The organism is Paenibacillus sp. JJ-100, from assembly GCF_948329825.1.
In the GTDB taxonomy this organism is placed as follows: Bacteria; Bacillota; Bacilli; order Paenibacillales; family Paenibacillaceae; genus Paenibacillus.
The window spans coordinates 65,480-86,100 of the sequence record NZ_CAOJCM010000006.1 but is presented as its reverse complement, the minus strand read 5'-3'; the positions used below and the strand labels follow the sequence as shown (position 1 = coordinate 86,100).

Sequence of the window (20,621 nt, the reverse complement as noted above, 5' to 3'; positions counted from 1 at the left end):
TGAAGGAGGTTTTTTGCTATGCTTTTGCAAAAATATTCTTAAACATCCGATTTTCAGGGAGGATTTACCAATATTAAGTCGAATGTTATATGTACACAAACACGAAACTAGCGTTGCACATCTCCGCAAGAACAGGGGTTATTCATGGTATACGACGGTATTCTGATCGGGTTGATTGTTGGTCTGTTCAGGGGTGGAGCCCGCCATGGGCTTAATCAGTTTGCTTCACTCCATTTACGAGGTGGCTGGATCTTTCCGCTCCTTTTACTCTTTCAGTTTGGCATCTTCTATCTACAGGAGCGGTTGAACTGGGTCGCATCCATTAATGGTTATCTGTTTGCGGCTGTTTATATCACTGGGCTCATTTTTCTATGGCTGAACAGGCATCATCGGGGGTTCACTCTGATCTGGATCGGGGTGTTACTCAACTTTATTGTAATGGCGGTTAACGGCGGCCGGATGCCTGTTTCTGTAGAAGCTTCGGCTGTACTTGGTCCGTACTATGTTGATCTACTTCGGGAAGGGGGAGCTGTATCCAAACATTATATGTTGGATGCCTCAACTCATCTTGCTTTTCTCGGTGATATCATCCCGTTGTCCAGTCCGTATCCGCGGACACAGGTGATCAGCATCGGCGATGTTGTCATGAATGTCGGCATATTTCTGTTCATCCAGTCCATGATGGTGAATGGGGGCAAGCAAGATGTGCCGTCCAGCAAAACATATCAACCCCAGTGAACACCGGACAGACTCCAAGGAAGGGAGGTCTTTTCCATGAAGAAATTCGAAGGCATCAAATATTCCCGTATTGTCATTAACGCAATCATCGTAGCTTCTGTCGTTGTGGCATTAACTTCGGGATACAAGCTTGGCGGCTAGATTCTGCCGTCACCCAGACAAACAGGCTGCGAGCGGCCTGTTTTTTCTTGCTGGATTTTTGGGAGCGATCTTGTTATGTTAAAAAAACATATTGTACGTGCCTATACAAGAATAACCATTATAAACGAAAACAAGCATTCTCACCCAAACGGGATGTATTGCTCAAGCTTTCGTTTATAATTAACATCACGAGATGACTAAACCCAAGCAGGAGATTTCTATGAAATTTATACGTAACCTTATCCATAAAGCAGATCGAAGCATGATTTATGTTATTTTGCTAAGCTGCACGGGGATCGGCGTTTTTTTCTATATGAACCAGTGGTCCTATTTCCACTTGACTACAGCCGACTGGGTCATGGTCTATACCATGCTGGGAGCTGCGCTCATCCTCGACTATTTTACATTCCAGATTCCCCCGAAGGGCAATCAGCAATCTATGGACTCCTCTGTATATCTCGCCTGCATCTTTATGTTTGGCGGGGCATTCAGCCTCTCGGTACTGCTGCCGATTTCTATCATTTTGTTAATCAAAGACCGCAAGCTTGCCTGGTGGAAGCATGTTGTCAACTTCAGCATCTATAGTCTCATGATCACAGGGGCTGCTGCCGTGTTTGAATGGACAGGTGGCCAAACCGGTGCCATTGATGGGTACAACCTGTTTCCTTATGCGGCCGCTCTGGCAGCCTATTTTATGATTAACACGATCACGCTGGGACTGTTCTTTCATTTTTCAACAAAGGATGCCCTGCAACAGATGAAGCGAGTTTTTCTCACTGAGTCACTCCTGGTTTATCTATGCACGCTTATTCTCGCGTTGGTGCTCACCATACTCGTTGTGCATAACGGTGTGCTCGGCCTGCTTTTATATCTGAGTCTTAGCATCCTGTTATCCCATGCATTCAAACAACTCTTTATCATGTATCATTCCATTGAGGAGAAGGCTAATTCAGACCAGCGTACAGGACTGTTTAATCATAGTTATTTTGAGAGCATGTTGGAGATGGAACTGAACAGAGCACGGTCGCAGGGAACTTCCCTCTGTCTCGGTCTGCTTGATATTGATGATTTCAAAAAATATAACGATCAGTTTGGTCATCTTCAGGGTGACAGCCTGTTGGCTCTGCTAGGGGATTTTTTGATTCGCAAGACTGAAGGTACACCGGTCACTGCTTTTCGCTATGGTGGAGAAGAGTTCACTCTGCTGATGCCAGGCATGGACCTTGAAGAATCCTACCAATTCATGAACAAGCTGCGTAAACAGCTGAATGACACCCCTTTTGAAGGCGTAGAGGTATTACCGCATGGGTGTCTCTCGTTCTCTGCCGGGGTTGCTTCCTATCAGGTAGACATGTATAACAAATCTCAATTAGTTGATCAGGCGGACAAAGCACTCTATTACGCCAAAAAACAAGGCAAAAACAACGTACATCGCTACGGTAGTAATGACGGTATGGAGCACGAGATTGATCTGGTTCAGGACGTTCGTGATATCGAGCAACAACTTAATTTGTTTCAATACAAAGACATGGATACATTCAAACATTCAAAGCGGGTCTACAAATACGCGCTGGATATCAGCGAAGTCCTCAAACTCGATAATGTAGAGAAGCGGCGTTTCGTACTCGGGGCGTTGATACACGATATCGGGAAGCTGGAGATTCCTTGGTCCATTCTGAATAAAAAGGAAAAACTGAACGCAGAGGAATGGGAAACCATCAAAGGTCATGTGATCTGGGGCAAAAAAATGGTGATGGCGAACGATCGCTTCGCCGATCTGATCCCTTATATCGAACTCCATCACGAGCGATATGATGGCCAAGGATACCCTTACGGCCTGAAGGGACAAGAGATTCCGAAGTTATGCCGGATGCTGACCGTGATTGATTCCTTCGACGCCATGACCACCGAGCGGCCTTATCAGGAGACCAAGAATGTGGAGGAAGCTATTCAGGAGTTGCGAGCATGTTCAGGTACACAATTTGATCCGGAACTTGCTGAATTGTTTATCCGTTATATCGAGAAACGAACGGCACAGCAACGAATATAGTTTATGAATACCAGTCGACAAATATATCTTAGAACGCCAAAGCGCTATCCCCCATTCGGGGATAGCGCCCTTTTCATTTTCATTATGATGTGGATCTTCGGTTCGGACTGGATCATCCAGATCCAACAAAAAACTAGTCCTTTGAAGACTCTGTGCTACTCATCGTGTTCAGTTCATGCGAGGTCTGATGCAGCTCTTTGATCATCTGTTGCAAAAACATGTTGTCTTGGCGACTGATCCCGTGCTGATTGTCTTGAATAAGCATCTGATGAATGTTTTTCTTGAGCAATTCACTGCGACGTTCCAATACTTCTTGACTCATGTTGCTGCTTCACTCCTTAACATGTTTTTCTATTTATTTTTCGTTCTATATAAGTATAGAGGACTATTCTTCATATCGAAAACGGGCAGAGTCCCTCTGAGCAGAGCCCTTCTACCCTCACCTAGCCTGACACTATTTCAACCCATATCGTTCTTAGATATCCTCCTAAATGCTCTATGATCCTCCCCATTTTCCAGTAAACAGCTTGGACTAGGGTCTTGGACAAGGTTGCGTTATAATGATCCCATTGGCTATATTCCGACGTCCTGTGTCGTAAAATTGCTGCCTGCTACAGTATGATGTATCCAGCCCTTAAAAGGAGTTATGTACCTATGTCTTACAAACAGATTAAATGGATGATTCTACTGATCCCAACCCTCACGGTGGGATTGTGGGAATATATTCGCCATCAGTTTCTGATGCCTTATCTATCGATGGATGCCGGTAATTGGCTGACACCTGTTATCGTTTACTTGGTCAGCGTGACGCTACTCAGCCGTTTGTTTCGTATGCTGGAAGGTGCCAGGGCCGCACTGGAACAGGAGCGGGCATCCAAGACTGCGCTTGAAGCCCGCGACCAGCTTGCCCGGGAGCTGCATGACGGGATCTCACAATCCCTATTTTTGCTCTCGGTCAAAACAGATAAAGCAGGTCGCAGTCTAGCGGGCACGAGCCATGAGCAAGATATCCGCGAGATTCAAAAAACGGTACACGAAGTCAATACATATGTAAGGCAATCCATTGCTCAGTTGCGTTATGTCCCTTCTCCCGTTGCGGATCCCGAAGCTATCGCTCTGCAAGCACAGGTTGAATCGATCGTAAGCGATACCGTTCCCGATGCTCACATGGACTGGAGCCTGACTGAAGTTGTTTTCTCAGCCAAAGAACAGGTGGAGCTGCTGGCTTGTATACGAGAAGCACTGCTGAACGTACGTAAACATGCCCAGGCTACCAGGGTAGAAGTTCAAGCAGAAGGTAATGCTTCTCACTGGTCTATTCATATCCGAGACAATGGCATCGGGATTCAGGGAGATCCGTTGCTGCTGAAAGACCGTTACGGCTTAAGAATCACAAAGGAACGAGCCGAGCAAATGGGATGGGAGTTTCGACTGGATTCCAGAGCAGGTGAGACGCAGATTACAATTGGAAAGGAGCATCGCTAATGGAATTGGTACGTGTATTAGTCGTGGACGATCATGCGCATGCGCGCGAGGCCATCTGCACCATTTTATCGGAAGACAGCTTGTTTGATGTCATAGGCACTGCTAGGAATGGACAGGAAGCCATTGAACTGACAGAGCAATGGATGCCTGACCTTATTCTCATGGACGTACAGATGCCTGATATGGACGGACTGGAAGCAACGAGACAGATCAAACTTCGCTTCCCATACGTCATTATCGTGATGGTTACCGTCTCGGATGACGTCACCTACTTGTTTGAAGCATTGAAGCAAGGAGCTCAAGGTTACTTACGCAAAAATCTGTCTCCTTCCACATGGCTTGAATACTTGCGAGCTATTGTCAGTGACGACGCTCCTCTTAGTAAGGAGCTTGCTTATCGAATTTTGCAGGAGTTTCCCTCCCCTCGTAGTGAGGAAGTAGAGGAGAATCCGTTAACGACCCGTGAGCTGGAGATTCTACAATGGGTGTCAGCCGGATATACGAATCGTGAAATCGCAGATCAGTTAGGCATTTCAGATCAGACAGTTAAGAATCATTTGAAAAACATCCTGCAAAAGCTGCAGCTAGAGAACCGGGTCCAGCTTACCCGCTATGCCCTGGAGAGTGGCCTGGCTGGACGCAAGCCTCGTAAATAGACGTGTTTTGAAGCAACAGCACATTCTAGCACATCGTGATCTATTTGGGATATGCGTTATCTAATAGCACGATATCCAGGCACGCGTCATTTCATTTTTTTGTCACAAATACGCTGGAATCTATGATTTTTTATAGCCCAATGTAGTCATACGCCTTCATTTTGGACAAAGTTATAATGATATAGATTGTGTGTGAACGAACGATCACAGGAAGAAGACAACTGCAAATCTATAACTCGAGGGTGATCATTTTTTGAACATAAGAAGTCTAACCCTGCAATGGAACAAACGCCACTGGGCTCTACTAGCCAGCCTGTTGCTGGTGTTCTGCCTAGTGGTGCCGCAATGGGCATCTGCCCATGCTTATATTGTGAAGGCGTCTCCGGAAGAAAATGAACTTCTCGCCACCGCACCACAGCGGCTGACACTGGAGTTTAATGAATCGCTGCAAACGGCCTTTTATAATATTCGAATTACTGGGCCTGATGGCAATCAGGCAGATGATGGCAACATGCTGATTGACCCGGAACGTCCGCACATTCTGGAAACGGGTCTGAAATCCGGTCTTGCAGACGGGACGTATGCAGTCAGTTGGAAGGCTGTATCCGCTGATGGGCATCCCATCTCGGGAACTTATGTATTCCATATCGGTGAACCTTCCGGTGCACCTGCCGGGTTTAAAGACCTGGCATCAGGTTCGGGTGCAACTGGAGGGCCGTTGAAATGGATCTTATCATTCACCGACTGGATTCAGTATCTCGGTCTGTCCATCCTTTTGGGTACACTCGCATTTCTACTGCTGGGGATTGCTCCAGCTTCACTGGTACGAGAACCACTAGATGCACCGGGCAGCCATAAGTTACTCTGGATCAGCTATGCTGCGACATCCCTAGCTGCGCTGGTGAGTCTTCCGCTGAACACGTTATATGAATCTGGTGTAACTCTGAATGAATTCAGCTGGGCTTTAATCGGGAGTGCGCTCAAACTGACATCCTTTGGCCAGATCTGGATACTTCAGATGCTGATTGCCATGTTAATCGCTGTGACACTATTATCCGGTTACGATCTGGATCGTTCTTTACGAGTGCGGACCTGGTCCTCTTACGGATCAATGGTGCTTATCCTAGGCTGGATGCTCACCCACGCCATGACAGGACATCCTGCTGCTGCTGAGCAACAGGTGCTTGCCATTACGATGGATTTTGTGCACCTTGCTGCGGCAGCATTCTGGATTGGAGCTCTCACGGCAATGGCAGTGTGCCTGCCATCACTTACGGATCGTTTGCCTGTGAAGCTGCGAGGTGAGCTCTACTGGGCTACGTTAAGAAGATTTACCGTTTGGGGAATCGGTGCTGTAGCTGTGTTATTTGCCACGGGCATCTATAGCAGTCTGGTCATCTTGCCTGCACCGCTGCTGAACTCCTTGTTCTCAACAACGTATGGTTGGGTTCTGATCGGCAAAATACTGCTACTAATGCTGATGATCGGTTTTGCATGGTATCACGCTAAGCGGGCAAAACAAGCTACCGGTAACCGCCTGTCCTCAAGCTTGAAAGCTGAACTCGTTACAGGTGCTGTAATCTTAGCGCTAGCGGCTATATTGACACATCTCTCTCCAGGTCAGCCGGCCCCTACTGGACCTTATCAAGGTACCCAGACGATAGATGATGGCACCGAGGTTACACTTCAGGTGAGCCCAAATGCGACAGGAGAGAACCAGTTTGAAGTCAGTATCAAACGTGCTGACGGGACTGTGATTAACGATTTGGAACAGGTAACGTTATCCCTGACCCATCTGGATATGGATATGGGCATCTATGAGATCACCATTCCAAAGAATGAGACTGGCATATATCAAGCAGATGATTACATCTCCATGCCTGGCAAGTGGAATATCCAAGTTCATGCGCTGACCAGATCACTTGATGCGCTAGACGCTGAATTCGAGATTGAAGTAGCGAGTCCATAGAAAGCTTATATTTAGAGGGACACGGATCTGAACTTATTCGTAAAAAAAGAGAGGGGTTATGACTTTGAAGAAGACATCATGGTTATCCAAATTAACATCCGCTATGGCAACAGGTGCAGCAGCATTTCTGCTGTTCTCTGGATTGGCCAGCGCCCACGTGACGGTCAATCCTTCTGTTGCACAGACCAGTGCTTGGCAGACTTATTCCATTAAAATACCGTCCGAGAAGGAACTCCCTACAACCAAAATTACACTAAAAATTCCAGAGGGCGTTGCATTTAAGCAATATCAACCACTTGCTGGATGGAAGATTACAACCGAGAAAAATGACTCAAACGAAGTCACTTCGATTACTTGGGAGATTGATGGAGATAATCAAGGTATACTGGCGGGTCAGTTTCAACAGTTCAACTTCGTTGCACAGAACCCTGAAGCAGAAACAGAAGTAGCTTGGGATGCGTTCCAATATTATAGTGATGGTAGTATTGTAGAATGGACAGGTCAGCCAGGCGACAACAACCCGCACAGTATCACAGCGATTAGCAAAGATCCAGCAACTGGTGACGCTGCAACTGGTGGTGACCACCATAGTACTGGAAGTAACGGTCATGACAGCGCAGGTACAGCTGGCAATGCGACAAACGGCACAACTGCTGACACAACAACCGATGACAAAAAAGCTAATGAGGATACCACTCTCGGCGATGCACTTTCCGATACGGTGACTGGTGAACCGAACAATACCGACTCTGATCCAGGAACTCTGAAATTGCAACAAGCCACGTTGATCGTATCTATCCTGGCATTAATCATGTCCTTCCTGGGAATCGCTCTAGCAACACGCCGCAAAAAACGCTAATTTAGAAGGTTCAAAACACAAAGGAACCGTTGACCTGTGGAATGATCTCCACCTGAGCAACGGTTCCTTTTTTGCTGTAACACTCTAACGTTCCTGATCCGTCTGGATCATAATCTCAATATATTGAATCAAAGTCTGCTTCTGTTGTTCAATGGATTGAATACGTGAGGACAGACCTGCAAAGAATGCCTCAATCTGCTCTCGTGTATAGTCTGCCGATTGCCCTTTCCAATCGTTAAGACGCGCGTACAGCGCTCTCGCCTCTTGTTCGTCCGCTTGCAGACGGACAAGCAGTTGCGACAGTTCTTTTTCCGCAATTCGCAGATCATTCAGTTCCACCAGCAATTGTCCGCTCACTCATGTTCACCTCTCCTATGTAAATTTCAAGGCTTGGCAGAATCGCCTGTCCTATTTAAAACTCACCTGAGTCTGATCCGCTTGCCGGAAAGCATCCGCCTTCTCATCAATAAAGTTCAAGAACTGGCTCGTATGCTTCATATGCCATGTACTGAGCTCATTGATAGATGCATCGAGCTGCGTAACAATTGGTTCGAGCCTACGACTACGGCTGGAATGCAGATACTGTGCCATCCGATGTCTAATCTGATTTAATTCCGAATTACACTGCTGAGCGTTCTGCTTCCAGCGGCTTGCTACGCTTTTTAGTTCTTCCGGCGTTACCTGAATCAACCCGGAAGCCGCCGCTGCGGACGCTACACCTCCAACAAGACCCCTGGCCTGAACACCCAAATTACGCATAAATGCGGCGAGATCAGTCAACACGTTGGAAGGCTCACGCGGGGAGTAATTGATTCTCTCTCCGGTCACAGGGTCATATAGATCGTTAGCAATATAGCCGTTTTCATCGAATTCATACCGATCAAGCTCGTGATACTTATTTCCTTCAAACGTATTGTCGATCTTCTCCTTTATGCCTCCAAAACCACCTTTATTTATGTCTTGATAATTGGAATCAATATAGTACGTTGAACCAACATGACGATCATATCCATCGAAGAAACCACTCGCCACAAAATCACCGGGATGAGCATAGTTCGTAATCTGTCCATCAAAGCCACCCTCTTCAGCTTTGCGCTTCATCTCTGGTGTGAGGCTGGAGATGACGGACGGTGCACTAAAAGTGACCGCTTGGAGTCCAGTGTAGGCGGCCGCGTATTGGGCATTACCGCCTCCAAGTGAGTGTCCTGTTAATGAGAAATTCAGATCTTTATGCTTATTTTGCATATCCTTCGCATAATCTTCTGCTTCATACATTTGATTGGGTTGAAAACTCAAATGTTTATCTAGAAATTTATCAACATCACCCTTGGTATTTTCTAGCTTCGTTATTCCAGTAACGTCCTTTACTTTCTGCACGCCGCTCGATATCCAATCCGGTGTAAAGTCTGTCTTCTGCTCAATCTTCCTCCCGAGCTCTGGCAGACCTATCTGTGCATCGGCAAATAAGTCTCTACCTTTGCGGTCCCAACCGGCGCTTCCCTCTGTACCGCGGTATGCAATTACCGCCTCACTTGTTTCGGGGTTATAGAAGGTTACCGCATCAAACCCGGAATACCCGTTACCATGTGTGTCCTCAAGCACTTTCCAGCCTGGGAGCGTATCGTATTCATCCCCGGCTTCTAGATCCTCGTAAGCAAGTCTCGACATCTCTTTATACGTTTCATCATCTATTTTACTCAACTATGAACTCCTCCTAAATTAAGATGTCGTTAGTACTCACTTTTTGAATGGATCATAGCCTTTATCTATTAATAGTTGTTTAAAGTCTTCACTCATGCCCATACTGGTAACTTCTTTTCTTTCGTAATTCACGTACAGATTGAATCGTTGTTCTTCCTGATCAACAACATGTCCTTTGAGTGATATTTCAGCAACCGCCTTTCTTGGCAGTTTCTTTTCACTGGTGATCACCACATCAAGATCATATTTTTCTTTCATATGCTGGATCGCAATATTCTCTGCTTCCTGCAACAATGCCTCGTCTTCATTAGCATTCATGCGCTGACAACCCCCTAAAATAAATGCAGATAGTATAATTAAACAAAATAAAAAAGCATATTTTCGCATTGATTTCATACGGGTCACCCTCTTCGGATTGATCTCATGTCATACATACATGCTATGAAATCAGACTTTTTTCGGTTTCCAAGCAATTGGACGCTCTTATCCTCCATTGGAACCTGTTATTAGTTAAATTGAACCGGACGTTCATCCGCTTGCCGGAAAGCATCGGCTTTCTCATCAATAAAGTTCAAGAACTGACTTGTATGCTTCATATGCCATGTACTCAATTCCTGGATTGACGCATCTAACTGGGTGACAATGGGCTCCAGTCTGCGGCTACGGCTTGAATGTAAATACTGGGCCATACGAGTCCGCACTTGATTTAGTTCAGCATTACACTGTTGGGCATTCTGTTTCCAGCGGGAGGCCACACTTTTGAGTTCTTCCGGAGTTACCTGAATCAGACCGGAAGCTGTTGCGGCGATTCCACCCAATAGACCGCCTGTATAAGCTCCAGAACTTCGCGCAAAGGCTGCAAGGTTAGTCAAGACATTGGAAGGTTCACGTGGGGAAGAATTGATTTTCTCTCCAGTGACTGAATCATAGAGGTCATTGGAGATATACCCATTCTTGAACTTGTACTGTTTCAGACTGTGATAATCACCCCACACAGTATGATAAAACTTTTCTATTCCGCTCATGCCATCGTTCATATCTTTATAATTGGCGTTGATATAATATGTGGATCCAACATGCCGATCGTATCCATCAAAGAAACCACTTGCGACGAAATCACCAGGATGACCGTAGTTAATGATCTGTGAATCAAAACCACCTTCTTCTGCTTTGCGCTTCAAGTGTGAAGGAAGATTGGAGATAACAGAAGGAGCACTGAAAGTAACTGCCGTCATTCCCGTATGAGCTGCTGCGTACTGCGCATGCCCTCCACCAAGTGAATGACCCGTCAGAGAGAAGTCGAGATCCTTGTATTTTTTCTTCATTTCCCTCGCATAGTCTTCCGCTTCATACATCTGATTAGGTAGAGGATTATATTCTTTATCAATAATTTTAGCACTTATGTCCCTGATTTCCTCCATTTTGCTCCAACCTGTGATATCCTTTACCTTTTGAATTCCTCCGGCTAACCAATCTGGAGTTATATCAGTAATTTTTCTTCCTGCTGCCGGTACAGCAATCTGTGCATCCGCAAAAAAATCCGGTACGCTACGATCCGCTGGAGCCGTTCCTTCTGTCCCTCGGTAAGCAATGACTGCTTGTTTCGTCTCGGGATTGTAGAAGGTCACTGCATCAAGACCGGATTTTTTATTACCGTGTGTATCCTCAAGCACTTTCCAGCCCGGAAGATTGGCGTATTCTGTGCCAGCTTTCGCATTTTTGTAAGCTAGTTCAGACATCACGTGGTATGTTTCGTCATCAACCTTGGGTTTAGCTCCCACGTTTCACTCACCTCTATCAAGTCATTTGATTACTACTTTTCAAAAGGATCATATCCTTTTGCCATAATAGCTTCTTTAATCGCAGGACTCATTCCGAAATTTTTCATTTTTTTCTCGGTGTAATCATAGGAAATAGTGAATTCCTGATCCTGATGTTCTGTGACATGTCCTTCTAACGCAATTGAATCAAGCGCCATCTCGGGCAATAACTCCTTGCTCGTAATGACAACATCCAGTTCGAATTTATCTTTGAAGTAACTCACAGCCTTCTTTTCCGCTTCTTGAAAATAGGCTTGCTTCTGGCTCTCTGTCATGTTCTGACACCCTCCCAGCAATATAGTGAACACCATCATCAGTGCGAATAAACTTCTCGTCCATTTGGTGCGCGGAATAACAATTCCCCCTTTGGCTCAAACCGATATAAGCAAAGAGCGCCCCTTTCAACTGTTATATGCATCATAGTACAAAATCAACATAAGACACATCGGCTCACAGGAGCGTTTTCTTGGAACTTTTCTCCTAGATGATTCATGCTTATATTTGGGTGTATATTACCCAGTTATAAGACTGTTGTACCAGCAAACCCCAACTTTCACCCTATTAAAGACAAAAAAACTTTCTTTCAAACACCGATTGGTGTCCAAAAGAAAGCTTACTTTTTAGTACCGTGTCTTTTATTCCAATCCTAATAACCCTTATTTTTCCTTATTTAGATTTATGAGAAACAACTACTTATACTTTAAATTTTAAACGTTCTCCTTTTCGTTGTTATATGCATATATTGAAAAGAACCCGTCCTTAGACAGGCAAACTCTATAACACTACAGGTAGTTGTACTACCGCTCGAAGCCCTCCTTCACTGTTATGCTGGAGCAGGAGTTTACCCCGATGAGCTTGAGCAATCCGTGACACCATGGGTAGTCCTAGACCATGACCATGACGTGGAGGTCTTAAGCGCCCTGCCGTATATGGAAGTATCAATACATCCTGTAGATCTTCTTCAGGTATCCCTTTTCCATCATCGGAGACGATGAATTCACCATCCGTCCCTTGCCCATCACGCTTAATCATCAGTTCAATTGTACAGCCATCCGGATTATGCCTGATGCTGTTCTGTACCAGATTCGTTACTGCTCGGTAGAGCAATCGCTCATCCCCTTGTACATACAGACTTTCGTCTTCAACATTCAGTGATATCGGATAACGCTCGTCCAGACCATTATTCAAAAAGTCAGATACAACTTGTCTTGCCAGCACAGACAGCCGAATGGATTTCATCTGCATGGGCTGCATTTCATACTCCAGCATAGATACCAGATTTAAATCACTGACCAGTGATCGCAAACGCTCCCCTTGACGCCTAATAATAGAGGCTTGCTGCTTCTGCTCGGTTGTTAGATCCGGCTGCTCCTCCAGTTCACTGGCATATCCCAAAATCATGGATAACGGCGTTCGTATATCATGTGATATTCCTGAAATCCAGTTCGATCGCGCCTCATCCCTTGCCTTCAGCGCATCAGTTTTCTCCTGCAGCATATGTGAGGTCGAGTTGATGCTCTCAGACAGATCATTGAAAATCCCCTTGGTTTCTACCTGCACCGACTCTCCTTTAGCAAGTGCATGAATGCCATTGATCAACGGGCGAATGCTACGTATGACACGGGTCCCGATCAGCAGAGAAATAAGCAGAGCTAAAGCTACATTACATATCAGCAACAATACAATTCGTACAGGTAGGGATTTAAGCCAGGCCGCCAAAAAATCAAACTGGTATTTTCCATACGAATTTTTGGGGTAACCCAATACAAGAAGTCCATCTTGCCGCTCCCACACATATACCGGATACTCCTTAAGATAATATCTAGAAAATTTAGCAACATCGGTCACGCTGTAAGAAAGGGGAATTTCGGATGGAAGACGCTCACTCCACTGTACCCTTCCCTCTTGATCTAGAAGCATGGCCCAGGCTTGATGATCATCGAGAATCTCCATGCCTTTGCTATGCAGTATGTACTCCCCCTGCTCACTCTCACTCAAGGTGCCTGCGACCTGTTTGACAACATCTCCAGGAGAAGGCCCCTGGTGAATTTCCTTGAAGATTAATGAACCCAATAATACGAGATTAAATAACAGCAACACGACAGATACAAGAATGGTAGAACCAACAAATCTTCTTAGAATACGAACCAAACCATCCATTATCGTGACTCCTGAGTCATCAGTTTATAACCAAGTCCACGGACGGTTAACAGGAATACTGGTTTGGATGGGTCTTCTTCGATCTTTTCCCGAATACGCCGAACATGCACCATTAAGGTATTCTCGTATCCATAGCTCTCATCTCCCCAAACTGCCTGACAAAGTGCATCACTGGTTACGATCCGACCCTGGTTCTCATAGAGTTTGACTAATATGGCGTGCTCCTTGGCAGTCAGCGGAAGTTCTGTCTCCTTCCCCTGAACGACAGCGCTTTCTAAATCGATGGTTAATTCGCCCAGACGAAATACGGGTAGTCTCTCTACTATGTTAGAGGCGTACACTCTTTTCAAAATACCCATGAGCCGAAGAATCAACTCTCTTGGAAGAAAGGGTTTGACCATATAATCATCTGCTCCCAGACCTAAACCGAGTAAACGATCCTCGTCCTCCCCACGCGCTGACAAAAACAGCACAGGCATGTCCGAGAAGGAACGAATGGAAGACAATAGTGAGAATCCGTCTCCATCTGGCAGCATGATATCCAGGATGGCTGCATCAGGCTTTTCCATTCTGCACATCGTCAGAGCGTGAGCAACATTACCAGCGGTATATACCCTAAAAAAACCCTCCTTGCGCAAGAATCGTTCGATCATCTCACGGATTTCCGGTTCATCATCTACAATCAGTATTTTCTTATTTTTCATTATGTCCATTCGTATCACCCTTTTCATTATACATCAGGAGACAAGGATAAACCTATATTTTCCAATTCTATTTAAGGTAAATGTAAGGTTATCTTCAGCCAAGAGCAAGAAGTCTACTCTATATTGAACATAACAGAGATCACCGTGAAATGGAGATGAAATCAATGATAAACACTTCCCCTATTGTCGAAACGCACAATCTGTCTAAATCATACGGCGGTATGAATCGTGTACATCAAGTGAACTTATCTGTTGAGAAAGGACAGATTTTTGGATTTCTTGGCCCGAACGGAGCTGGAAAAACAACTACGTTAAAAATGCTGCTCGGTTTGGTCAAACCTAGCGAAGGTACGGTCAAAGTCTTCGGGAAAGACTTGACCACACATCGCCCAGCCATTCTAAGCCAAACGGGATCACTGATTGAATCCCCTTCCTATTACGGTCACTTGACTGGTCTTGAAAATATGAAGGTCATGCAGCGACTGAGAAATGTACCGAGTAAAAATATTGATGAAGCTCTGAGAATTGTAAGACTCGAAAATCAGAAGCATAAACAAGCTGATCAGTATTCACTTGGTATGAAACAACGTCTAGGCATCGCCATGGCTTTACTTGCTTTTCCAAACTTGCTTGTTCTGGATGAGCCCACGAATGGCCTTGACCCTGCTGGTATCGGTGAAATTAGAGAACTGATTAAATCCCTGCCAGGTCAGTATGGCATCACCGTTCTGCTCTCCAGCCATCTATTGTCTGAGATTGAACAGATAGCGACCTCCGTAGGCATTATCAGTGATGGCAAGCTGTTGTTTCAAGGTACGATGCAGAGCCTTCAGGCTAACAATCAAGCCACAATCCGTTTTCAGACCCCTGAGCCTGCAAAAGCAGAGAAACTTCTATTAACTCACGGATACATGCCTCAAGTTCATGGGAACCAGCTTATATTTAAATATCTTCGCGATGAAGAAGTCTCGAAGTTAAACAAAGCGTTGGTGGAACAAAACATCCCGGTCACTCGGATCGAGGAGCATAAAAAAAGTTTGGAAGATATCTTCCTTGACCTGACTGGAAAGGAGAGAAGTCTGTAATGAAAGCTCTATCTCTGGAATATTACAAAATTCGCCGTAAAAAGATATGGATCATGATCACACTGTTCCTTGCTGCAGAGATGATCTGGGCGGCCATGTCCATGAGCATATCGATCTCTCGAAGTGCAAGTAATGCAAGCTGGGAAGCACTCATTTTCAGCATCGCTTCGATGAACGGTCTGTTTCTGCCGATCATATCGGCAATTGTGGTGTCCCGCATCTGTGATATGGAGCACAAGGGCAATACATGGAAGATGTTAATGACAACCAATACGGGACGGAATCACGTTTACACCGCCAAATATATATGTGCAAATAGTCTGATTCTGTATGGCATCATCGCACAGGCCATATTCATCGTGGGCTTTGGCCTGTCCAAAAATATTTCCGGATCAATCCCGCTCTCCCTGCTTGTGCAGTTTGCTATCGGTACGCTATTGACCACACTTGTCATTACGGCTCTACAGCAATGGTTGTCGCTGACCGTTCGCAATCAGGCGTTTGCTCTATGTTTGGGCATGTTGGGCGGATTCATCGGAACGACATCCAGTTTATTTCCAGCTGCAATTCGTCACTTATTCATCTGGTCTTATTATCTGGATCTGAATCCAGTCACTTACATTTACAGCGCATCTTCAGGAACCTATGTATCTGGAACCTTGCCTGTTGGCCTACTGATCGCAGCCTTATGTATGACCATCATCTTCTATCTTGCTGGCAATTTTCATGCCTCGAAACAAGAAATCTAAGGAGGGGACTACATGCTGAGGAGTATTTCTGCCGAATGGCTTAAACTTCGGCGTTCCCGAATCAGCCTGGTGCTGGCAATTCTGCCTGTTATCAGTCTGCTCATCGGATGTTTTAACTTTTATTTTAACCAAGCGGCTTTACAAAATGGATGGTTCAGCTTGTGGACACAGGTCAGTTTATTTTACGGCGAATTCTTTCTGCCCATTCTGATTGCGATCTGTTGTGCCTTCGTATGCCGTCTTGAGCATAGCAACCGCAACTGGAACATGATTCTGGCTTCACCGTTAAGTGTCACCAGTCTATTTGTCGCTAAGTTGGTCATTGTCAGCATACTGATCTTTTTCGCTCAAGCCTTCTTCATGCTGATGTACTGGGCAGCGGGGAAGATGTTCAATATTCCAGGTGAGTTTCCAACGGAAATTCTGGTGTGGAGCCTGCGCGGATGGTTTGCTTCCCTTTCGATTGCCTCACTTCAACTCGGGTTATCCATTCGCATACGAAGTTTTGCTACACCTATTGGAATCAGCCTGTGTGCTGTCTTCTTCGGATTAGGGATGTATGTACTGAAGATCGGTATGTTATTTCCGTTCTCCCTATTAACTATAGGTATGGGTGTGCTTAGTCAGAAAGGGCTGACACCTTCAGAGAATATGATTTTTCTATTTATGAACACCTTGTTCATTCTACTGTTTGCGGTCTGGTCGATTCGCCGCCTGAAATATAAAGACATTACATCATCCTAATTCCAACCTGCAAAGAAGTGTACTGCGATGAAAAAATCACTCGGTATTCTCGCATTATTGCTTGTGATACTGACCTGTCTGTGGCTTATTTTCATGGACCCGGCTAAACTGACACCTGATAACCCGGCAGGCAAGACCACCTACTATACGGTTGTGAATCAGTCCGAGGTGAACAAGGATGAGAACGGACGATACAGCTACGAATTAGTCGGTTATACCGATGAGGGAAAATCCAAAACATTGAACTTTTCTACGGGAAAATCACTCAAAAATGGTGCATATCTGAAACTCTATGTCGCCGCAATACGTGGTGTAACGCACTGGGAAGAAGTCACAGCAGATGAACTGCCGGCACAAGCGAAGCAGCTAACCGCCAAATGATTCCATATTCCTCTTAGGCCTAGCCAACCCGAAAGTCACGTCGTCCATGTTTACACTAAAAAAGAGCCTGCTCTGCAAATGAGCGGCTCTTCTTCTTGGCCAGCCGAGCCGGCTTGGCCTCTATCGTCATTATTCAAGCACCATGCGCAGTGCAGTCAGTAGGATCCCGATAATGAATCCAGTCACTGCACCGTTGATCCGAATCCACTGCAGATCCTGTCCCACTTTATCTTCAATCATCGAAATAAGCGTAGAATTATCCATTTTATCTACATTTTCGCGTACGAGATTCCCAATCTTGGAGTGATTTTTCTCCAGCAGTGTGGTGACACCTTCCACAATCTTGGCATTCATGCTTGTCATTAACACGTCATCTGATCGTAGATCTGCCAGTACCTTTTCGATGGCCGGTAGCGCATACGTATCCACATATTGCCCATCCTCCATCGCAGCGAGCGCTTTATCACGCAGCTCCGTGAGTTTGTTCAGCACCGTTTCCTCGGCGTCCCAGCCATCCAGCAGATTGTTCTTCCAGCCATTAAGGCCATCCTGCATAGCCTCACTCACTGCAATTCGCATAGCCTGCGTACGCAGCGTATCCAGCACTTTGTATCGCAGCGCACTGCCTTCCCGTTTCATATCCTCTACCCGATCAAAAAGATACCCTTGAATAATGCCGCCCAGACGTTCTTCATTCAAATACCCCATGAACGCATTCATCGCAAACTGCATGAGTCCGTTCATTTGGATACCACTAATGGCTTTCATGCCACTTTCACCCAGTAACTGAATGGTCTCCGGTTTAACCAGCCACTCTTCCGCCTGTTTTAGTGCATAATCCAAAGCCTGTGCATCATATCCTCGCTCCGTCACCTGTACAGCGGCTCTTTCCAGGATCGGCCCCAGATCAAACGCGCCAGCCTGTGACTTGATCTCTTTGGCAACTATGGGAGCAATCTGCTCTAGCGGCAATCCTGCCAATATACGTTTGCACAATGTATCCATCATCGTTTTGACGCCATCACTGTGCAGCTCCCGCCCCAGCGTATCCAGAACAACTTCAGCTGCTTTGAAACCAGCAATTTTCTCCGTAATACTGTCTTTGTTCAGTAGGTTGTTCTCCACAGCGGAGACCAGACCTTCGGTCATCTTGTCCCGGTTCTTCGGCAATAGCGCTGTATGGGGGATTGGAATGCCAAGCGGATGGCGGAACAGCGCAGTTACCGCGAACCAATCCGCAAGACCACCTACCAGTCCCGCTTCAAATGAGCCTACCAACAACTTCCCTACAGGCACACCCTGAAATGGTAATGATGCTGCGAATCCTGCTCCCATGATCACGAGAGACCAGGCTGCTGCCGTCTTGGTTTTTTTAGGTTTAGCCATCATTATCTTGCTCCTTTATTGTTCGTTGCGCAGTCCCGCTGATCATACGGAATAGCTGCATTAGATTGGTTTAGATTATGTAAAAACATACGACTCAATGATTGAATCTCTTCCTCTGAAGGGTGTTCTACAAGAATCATGAGCAAAGAATCATACTATCCATACGTTTCGTTCTATTTTCGTATACTTCATCTTATCACCCACAAACGTCAAAACCAAACCTCTGCCTGCCGAAAAAGGATAAAAACAGGGGCTTCCCGCGCGAACAAGACCCCAAAAATCCCGATGCAGATGTTGAACCATCCGAATCGGGATTTCCATTGAGTCTACAACACTCTCAACCTTTGGAGATCAGCTTGAAATCATCAAAGTGAAATCCTGGTGCAACCACACAAGTGACCAGCACTGGTTCATCGCCCAGAGGACGTGCCGTCTGCCATACACCTGCAGGAACGAGGACCTGAGGAGATTGTCCTGCCTCGATATCCATACCGAGAACCAGCACTTCCTCATTCTCCGGATTCTCGCCATTGCCCCCCAATTTCAGTTCAATCGGGCTACCGCTATGCCATAACCACAACTCATCCGAAAGCACCGTGTGCCATTCAGAAATTTCATGGGCATGCAATAAGAAATACGTTGAACTTGCCGAGAAACGTGGACCAGAGTAGGAATCCGGCAAAACGGATTGCGGGATTTGATAGGATGCCTTCCAAACTTCCTTATACCAACCACCTTCAACGTGAGGCTGCATATCCAGTGCAGCTACGAGTGGTGATAATTCATGTGCTGTCATAACCTGTTTCCTTCCTTCCAAACTCATATTCGGGGAAACTTCCAAACCGAAGTTTAACCTCGCTCTCCCTACTCTAAAACAACATGTCCGTTTTGTCACCTTTACAGCTGTTAAATACGGAGTCCACCACCCAAAACGAATCTCACTCTGCATGATAGCGTTTACAAAAATATCAATTTTCCGTTATGATATGGATATCAACGCCAAGCCTGAAGTAGAGGGGAGTTGTATAATGAGTCTCATTGAAGATCGGATTGGACCTAAATATCGGATTGGTGATCATGCTTTTTCCATTGAATATATGCGAAGACATGACGGAAGCGCGATGCCACAGCCTCATGCCCATCCCTTTTATGAATTATATTACCTGCTCGAGGGTGAACGGGTATATTCCATGAATGGACAGATTTTACCTGCGCGAAAAGGCGACCTGGTTCTCATCAATCCACATGATGTACACACGACGTCCAAAGGAACTAAGCCTGGCTTCGAACGGATACTCATTGGTTTCTCACCTACTTTTGCAACCGGTATGGAGCTAGGCATCTGTGGTCTGCTGCCATTCGAATGTTCCAGCCTGCTTCGTGTTCCCGAGTCAGATCAGCCTGAGATTGAACGCATCCTATGGCAGATGCTCCAAGAATGCAAAGAGCGACGTCCTCATTATGAGGTTACTGTACGTAGTCTGCTAGCCCAGCTGCTCGTCTATATCCATCGAGCACAGGAGGTTATTCGAGAGTCTAATCCGGGTTCATTACACCCCATGCAGGACAAGATTAGTGAGATTGTGACCTATGTCAATAAACACTATACCGAACCCCTTACGTTGGAAGGAACCGCAGCCCGTTTTTATATTAGTCCTTCGTATCTAAGCCGAATGTTTAGCCGACTTACCGGATTTCGTTTCAGCGAATACTTACGAATCGTACGCGTTCGCGAGGCACAGCGAAGATTGCTTTCCACACAAGAGCGAGTTCAATTCATCGCAGAAAAGGTAGGATTTGAACATACTGCTCATTTTAACAAAACCTTCAAACAGGTTACTGGCACAACGCCGCTGCGTTATCGCAAAGAGCACAGGTGAAAGGCCGCATGCTACCGTGTCCTGTATTTGATATCCAAAATGAAAGGGGTAGCCGTGATTCAGCTCCATTATGTCGTCTCCCCTCTCTGGAGAAGAGCATCGATGACTGGACT

General features: G+C 45.7%; 21 protein-coding genes. 11 read left to right on the top strand and 10 right to left on the bottom strand.

Translation table 11 applies throughout. The features are described from left to right. Nucleotides 1–144 precede the first annotated feature (144 nt). Together PQG66_RS20120 and PQG66_RS20115 are read left to right on the top strand one after the other, a co-directional pair. Nucleotides 145–738 carry a DUF5317 domain-containing protein gene (locus PQG66_RS20120; RefSeq protein ID WP_272039595.1) on the top strand — a complete coding sequence of 198 codons (594 nt, stop codon included), beginning with the start codon at nucleotides 145–147 and terminating at the stop codon, nucleotides 736–738. 361 nt (nucleotides 739–1,099) lie between these two features. Further along, the gene (locus PQG66_RS20115) at nucleotides 1,100–2,929 is read left to right on the top strand and encodes a bifunctional diguanylate cyclase/phosphohydrolase (protein ID WP_272039594.1); all 1,830 of its coding nucleotides are present in this window, start codon (nucleotides 1,100–1,102) and stop codon (nucleotides 2,927–2,929) included. A 133-nt stretch (nucleotides 2,930–3,062) separates the two neighbouring features. Here PQG66_RS20115 and PQG66_RS20110 read toward each other — a convergent pair whose 3' ends face one another. Further along, nucleotides 3,063–3,251 carry a hypothetical protein gene (locus PQG66_RS20110; protein WP_272039593.1) on the bottom strand — a complete coding sequence of 63 codons (189 nt, stop codon included), beginning with the start codon at nucleotides 3,249–3,251 and terminating at the stop codon, nucleotides 3,063–3,065. Between the two features lie 332 nt (nucleotides 3,252–3,583). Between PQG66_RS20110 and PQG66_RS20105 the strand changes: the two genes are divergently transcribed. From PQG66_RS20105 to PQG66_RS20090, 4 genes are all read left to right on the top strand, one after another. Beyond that, a complete protein-coding gene (locus PQG66_RS20105) occupies nucleotides 3,584–4,414 on the top strand; it encodes a sensor histidine kinase (RefSeq protein ID WP_272039592.1) in 831 nt (276 codons plus the stop codon). Continuing rightward, the gene (locus PQG66_RS20100; RefSeq protein WP_272039591.1) at nucleotides 4,414–5,070 is read left to right on the top strand and encodes a response regulator; all 657 of its coding nucleotides are present in this window, start codon (nucleotides 4,414–4,416) and stop codon (nucleotides 5,068–5,070) included. Before PQG66_RS20105 ends, PQG66_RS20100 begins: the two co-directional genes overlap by 1 nt. A gap of 253 nt (nucleotides 5,071–5,323) precedes the next feature. Next, the gene (locus tag PQG66_RS20095; RefSeq protein ID WP_272039590.1) at nucleotides 5,324–7,039 is read left to right on the top strand and encodes a copper resistance CopC/CopD family protein; all 1,716 of its coding nucleotides are present in this window, start codon (nucleotides 5,324–5,326) and stop codon (nucleotides 7,037–7,039) included. A 64-nt stretch (nucleotides 7,040–7,103) separates the two neighbouring features. Then, on the top strand, nucleotides 7,104–7,898 hold the full coding sequence (locus tag PQG66_RS20090; protein WP_272039589.1) for a YcnI family copper-binding membrane protein: 795 nt from the start codon (nucleotides 7,104–7,106) through the stop codon (nucleotides 7,896–7,898). Nucleotides 7,899–7,982: 84 nt separating this feature from the next. On the opposite strand, the gene PQG66_RS20085 is transcribed toward PQG66_RS20090, so the two are convergent. From PQG66_RS20085 to PQG66_RS20055, 7 genes are all read right to left on the bottom strand, one after another. After that, a complete protein-coding gene (locus tag PQG66_RS20085) occupies nucleotides 7,983–8,255 on the bottom strand; it encodes a hypothetical protein (protein ID WP_272039588.1) in 273 nt (90 codons plus the stop codon). Between the two features lie 51 nt (nucleotides 8,256–8,306). Continuing rightward, nucleotides 8,307–9,566: a lipase family protein gene (locus PQG66_RS20080; protein ID WP_272039751.1), complete on the bottom strand. Its 1,260-nt coding sequence runs from the start codon at nucleotides 9,564–9,566 to the stop codon at nucleotides 8,307–8,309. A 69-nt stretch (nucleotides 9,567–9,635) separates the two neighbouring features. Then, complete coding sequence (locus tag PQG66_RS20075; protein WP_272039587.1) at nucleotides 9,636–9,995, bottom strand: hypothetical protein; 360 nt, start codon at nucleotides 9,993–9,995, stop codon at nucleotides 9,636–9,638. 110 nt (nucleotides 9,996–10,105) lie between these two features. Next, on the bottom strand, nucleotides 10,106–11,338 hold the full coding sequence (locus PQG66_RS20070; protein WP_442955145.1) for a lipase family protein: 1,233 nt from the start codon (nucleotides 11,336–11,338) through the stop codon (nucleotides 10,106–10,108). 74 nt (nucleotides 11,339–11,412) lie between these two features. Continuing rightward, entirely contained in the window at nucleotides 11,413–11,694 is a 282-nt protein-coding gene (locus tag PQG66_RS20065; RefSeq protein WP_272039585.1) for a hypothetical protein, read from the bottom strand. A 499-nt stretch (nucleotides 11,695–12,193) separates the two neighbouring features. Then, on the bottom strand, nucleotides 12,194–13,579 hold the full coding sequence (locus PQG66_RS20060) for a sensor histidine kinase (protein ID WP_272039584.1): 1,386 nt from the start codon (nucleotides 13,577–13,579) through the stop codon (nucleotides 12,194–12,196). Continuing rightward, nucleotides 13,579–14,292: a response regulator transcription factor gene (locus tag PQG66_RS20055; RefSeq protein WP_272039583.1), complete on the bottom strand. Its 714-nt coding sequence runs from the start codon at nucleotides 14,290–14,292 to the stop codon at nucleotides 13,579–13,581. The genes PQG66_RS20060 and PQG66_RS20055 overlap by 1 nt, the downstream gene beginning before the upstream one ends. 155 nt (nucleotides 14,293–14,447) lie before the next feature. Here PQG66_RS20055 and PQG66_RS20050 point away from each other — a divergent pair, with 155 nt between their 5' ends. Genes PQG66_RS20050 through PQG66_RS20035 form a run of 4 tightly spaced genes read left to right on the top strand, consistent with a single transcriptional unit; the run spans nucleotide 14,448 to nucleotide 17,242 of the window. Next, nucleotides 14,448–15,368: an ABC transporter ATP-binding protein gene (locus PQG66_RS20050; protein WP_442955136.1), complete on the top strand. Its 921-nt coding sequence runs from the start codon at nucleotides 14,448–14,450 to the stop codon at nucleotides 15,366–15,368. Then, complete coding sequence (locus PQG66_RS20045) at nucleotides 15,368–16,117, top strand: ABC transporter permease (RefSeq protein ID WP_272039582.1); 750 nt, start codon at nucleotides 15,368–15,370, stop codon at nucleotides 16,115–16,117. The genes PQG66_RS20050 and PQG66_RS20045 overlap by 1 nt, the downstream gene beginning before the upstream one ends. A 12-nt stretch (nucleotides 16,118–16,129) precedes the next feature. Beyond that, nucleotides 16,130–16,861: an ABC transporter permease gene (locus PQG66_RS20040; RefSeq protein WP_272039581.1), complete on the top strand. Its 732-nt coding sequence runs from the start codon at nucleotides 16,130–16,132 to the stop codon at nucleotides 16,859–16,861. A 27-nt stretch (nucleotides 16,862–16,888) separates the two neighbouring features. Continuing rightward, entirely contained in the window at nucleotides 16,889–17,242 is a 354-nt protein-coding gene (locus tag PQG66_RS20035; RefSeq protein WP_272039580.1) for a YxeA family protein, read from the top strand. A gap of 129 nt (nucleotides 17,243–17,371) precedes the next feature. Here the strand turns inward: PQG66_RS20035 and PQG66_RS20030 are convergent, their stop codons facing one another. Both PQG66_RS20030 and PQG66_RS20025 read right to left on the bottom strand, forming a co-directional pair. Next, nucleotides 17,372–18,628 carry a DUF445 domain-containing protein gene (locus PQG66_RS20030; RefSeq protein ID WP_272039749.1) on the bottom strand — a complete coding sequence of 419 codons (1,257 nt, stop codon included), beginning with the start codon at nucleotides 18,626–18,628 and terminating at the stop codon, nucleotides 17,372–17,374. 337 nt (nucleotides 18,629–18,965) lie between these two features. Next, nucleotides 18,966–19,424 (bottom strand): cupin domain-containing protein, encoded by a 459-nt coding sequence (locus PQG66_RS20025; RefSeq protein WP_272039579.1) that lies wholly within the window; start codon nucleotides 19,422–19,424, stop codon nucleotides 18,966–18,968. Between the two features lie 232 nt (nucleotides 19,425–19,656). Between PQG66_RS20025 and PQG66_RS20020 the strand changes: the two genes are divergently transcribed. After that, nucleotides 19,657–20,508 carry a helix-turn-helix transcriptional regulator gene (locus PQG66_RS20020; protein ID WP_272039578.1) on the top strand — a complete coding sequence of 284 codons (852 nt, stop codon included), beginning with the start codon at nucleotides 19,657–19,659 and terminating at the stop codon, nucleotides 20,506–20,508. The last annotated feature ends 113 nt before the right edge of the window (nucleotides 20,509–20,621 follow it).